Origin of the sequence: Sinorhizobium sp. 8-89 (genome assembly GCF_030124325.1) — a bacterium.
Taxonomy (GTDB): domain Bacteria; phylum Pseudomonadota; class Alphaproteobacteria; order Rhizobiales; family Rhizobiaceae; genus Sinorhizobium.
This window is the reverse complement of sequence record NZ_JASKLR010000065.1, coordinates 1-3,163: the sequence shown is the minus strand read 5'-3', so window position 1 is coordinate 3,163 and position 3,163 is coordinate 1. Positions and strand designations below refer to the sequence as shown.

General features: G+C 61.4%; 2 protein-coding genes. Both read left to right on the top strand.

Annotated features, from left to right (window positions below):
• Positions 1-227 precede the first annotated feature (227 nt).
• Positions 228-1,436 carry a tyrosine-type recombinase/integrase gene (locus QN219_RS33570; protein WP_284004726.1) on the top strand — a complete coding sequence of 403 codons (1,209 nt, stop codon included), beginning with the start codon at positions 228-230 and terminating at the stop codon, positions 1,434-1,436.
• A gap of 533 nt (positions 1,437-1,969) precedes the next feature.
• Positions 1,970-2,965: a tyrosine-type recombinase/integrase gene (locus QN219_RS33565; RefSeq protein WP_284004727.1), complete on the top strand. Its 996-nt coding sequence runs from the start codon at positions 1,970-1,972 to the stop codon at positions 2,963-2,965.
• Positions 2,966-3,163 lie beyond the last annotated feature (198 nt).

Genomic DNA, 3,163 nt, shown 5'->3' with positions numbered 1-3,163 from the left:
TGCTCCTCATCAGCATGATCAGCGCCGCCGCAAGGGCCATCATCCCTCCCGCCGCCCCGACCACCATCTCACATGATCCAACAAAACGCGTTGCGCATGCGTTTTTAGAAAACGTACGGGATGAGGCCGGAAAAGCAGCCAGCCTACGCTGGAATGGCTTTGAAACCTCCGATTTGTTCGACGCGCCGGACTCCCCCGGCGCCAACAATCAAATCGAGGAAAACAGCGTGACAAAGCGAAAGCGCAGACATCGCCGGAGTGTCGATGTTCGGATCAATTGGCTGCAACCACATGTCGACGGCTTCAAGCACTGGCTTGTTCAGCGGAATTATGCGGCCCCGACAATAGCTGAGGTGGTGCGCCTTTTAGCACTGTGGGGCGATTGGGTGCGCGCCGCCGGCTTCGACGTCGAAACACTTGCCGCTGGTTTGAGCGCATCTGCATCGGTGTTCCAGGGTAGCAAGACTGCCCGTGCGCCACAGGGCCCTGCCGCACTGTTCGTCAGGTATCTGCGCGAGTGCAACGTTCTGGTGCAAGAGCGGCCGTCGTCATTGGAGGAGACTTGGCCGACACTGGCCGCCTTCGGTCGCTGGATGCGGGAGCAACGCGGCATCAAGGACTCGACGCTCAACACCTACCAGCCGACATTGATCGATCTATTTATATCGCTCGGCACAGATCCAGCGGCTTACACGGCTGCCGCGATCCGCAACTTCGTGATTGAGCGAGCGAAGCCGCACGGGCGCTGGCGGGCGCAGGGCATCACCGTCGCCACGCGCGCCTACCTCAAGTATCTCGTAGCAATGGGGCAATGTCCTGTCGGGCGGGAGCATGCGGTTCCGAGCTTTGCGAACTGGCAACTAGCGACGACACCGCGCTTCCTCGGACAAAGTGATATCGAGCGTCTCCTTGCCACATGTGATGGCGAAAGCCGCTTGCGCGATCGCGCTGTCATGCTGCTCCTGGCCCGGTTGGGCCTCAGAGCGAGCGAAGTCGCTAATCTCACTTTCGGTGACATCGATTGGAAGAATGGCCGAATAACTCTTCTCGGAAAGGTCCGGCGCGAGGAATGGCTGCCGCTGCCACAGGACGTCGGCGATGCCATCTTGGCTTATATCGAGCGGGCAAGGCCGCGCATTGCGACGGCTCGGGTGTTCCTGACAGATATCGCACCGATCAGGCCGCTGAGCCGCATTGCCGTGAAGTGTATTGTACGTCGCGCGCTCGACAGAGCAGGAATTGAAAGCATCCATCGCGGCGCGCATGTGTTGCGGCACTCGGCGGCGACCGCAATGCTGCGTAGCGGTGCAAGCCTTGCCGGTGTCGGAGCCGTGTTGCGTCACCGATCTCCATCGACGACCGCGCTCTACGCCAAGGTAGATATCGGCCTCCTGTCCGAAATCGCACAGCCGTGGGGCGGGAGGTTGCCATGCTGAGCGCTGACGTCACCCGCTATCTTACTCTGCGCCGTGCGCTCGGTTACAAGCTTGACGACGCCGAACGGCATCTTCTCGCGTTCGCGTGCTTTGCAGCGGAGCGCGGCGAGAGCCACATTCGTGCCGCAACGGTTCTCACATGGTTGCCCGCAGCTGCCAAAAGCCCAAACGCCATGGCGCGTCGCCTGGCGGACGTGATCCTCTTTGCTCGCTTCATGCAGGCGGAGGATCCTCGTCACGAAATACCGCCCGCAGATATCAAGCGGGTCACCAATCGGCCGGTTCCCTACATCTATACTGCGGACGAGATCGCTCGGATTCTCGATGCTGCCGGCAATCTGAGGCACCAAAGGCCCAATCCGCTTCGTCGCGAGCGGCGCCGAGCGCGGCGAAGTTGCTCGGCACTTCGTCGCCCTGTCGACATACCTGGGCCATGTCAGTATCCACACTACCTACTGGTATCTTCAGGCGACGCCGGAAATGATGGTCGACATCGCCGCGGCGGCAGAAGCTTTGGTCAGGGAGGACGCTGCATGACGGCGCTTGCCCCTCTCATCACCGGCTTCCTGCGAGACTATATGCCTCAGCAGCGAGGTTATAGCCCACAAAGCTGTGAGACATATGCGTTCAGCTTCAAGCTGCTGTTCAACTTTGCAGCAAGACAGCTCGGCACTCGTCCGTCTCTGCTCACGATCGAAGACCTCGATGCGCCGATGATCGTCGCATTCCTCGCGCACATTGAACGGGATCGCGGCAACAGCGTATCCACGCGCAATGTGCGGCTCGCCGCCATCAAGGCGTTCATGCGATACCTCGAGCACAAGGTGCCGTCCGCCCTGGAGCAGATCGGCCGGGTCCATGCAATCCCGACCAAGCGCTATGACCAGAAGCTCATCCGTCATTTGGCGATGGAAGAGGTCCGCGCGATCCTCAACGCGCCCGACCTCGCGACGCGGTCCGGAATCCGTGATCGGGCAATGATGCACCTCTGCTTCGCCGGAGGCTTGCGGGTCTCAGAACTGGTCGGCGTCCTGACGGAGAACCTGTCGCTTCGCCACGGCGCGAGCGTGACGGTTCTAGGAAAGGGCCGCAAGGAACGCTGCCTGCCGCTTTGGAAGGATACTGCACGAGACCTTCGTGCCTGGTTGAGCGTCCGGGGCGCAGTCCGCGTACCGGAGCTCTTCGTCAATGCCCACGGCGATGCAATGACCCGCGCCGGCTTTGAGTATGTGCTCGACAAGCATGTCGGCAAGGCCGCTGAGAGTTGCGCATCGCTTCGTGATCGTCGCGTCTCACCGCACCAGCTTCGGCACGGCTGCGCAGTCGTGATGCTGCAGGCGACCCGCGACATCCGCAAGGTGTCCTTGTGGCTGGGGCACGCCGACATCCGCACGACCGAGGTCTATCTTCGCATGGACCCGTCCGAAAAACTGGAAGCGGTCGAGGCGGTGGTCCCTCCTGAACTGAGGCGTGGCCGCTTCAAGGCACCGGATGCCCTGATCGCGTCCTTGCTGTCTGACTTGGAATAGCAGCGCGTTCCCACCGGATGCGCCCCTAAGCGGAGTTCGACGGTAAAGTCTGGTCCGCTCTATCTGATATCGCCCTCGCCACGGTCTCGGTACCATGTCGAGCGCGGTGTGTTTTGTTGATCTGGTGAGGTGATGGCCGGGGCGGCGGGAGGGATGATGGCCCCTGGTGGCAGCGCTGATCATGCCGATGAGGAGATG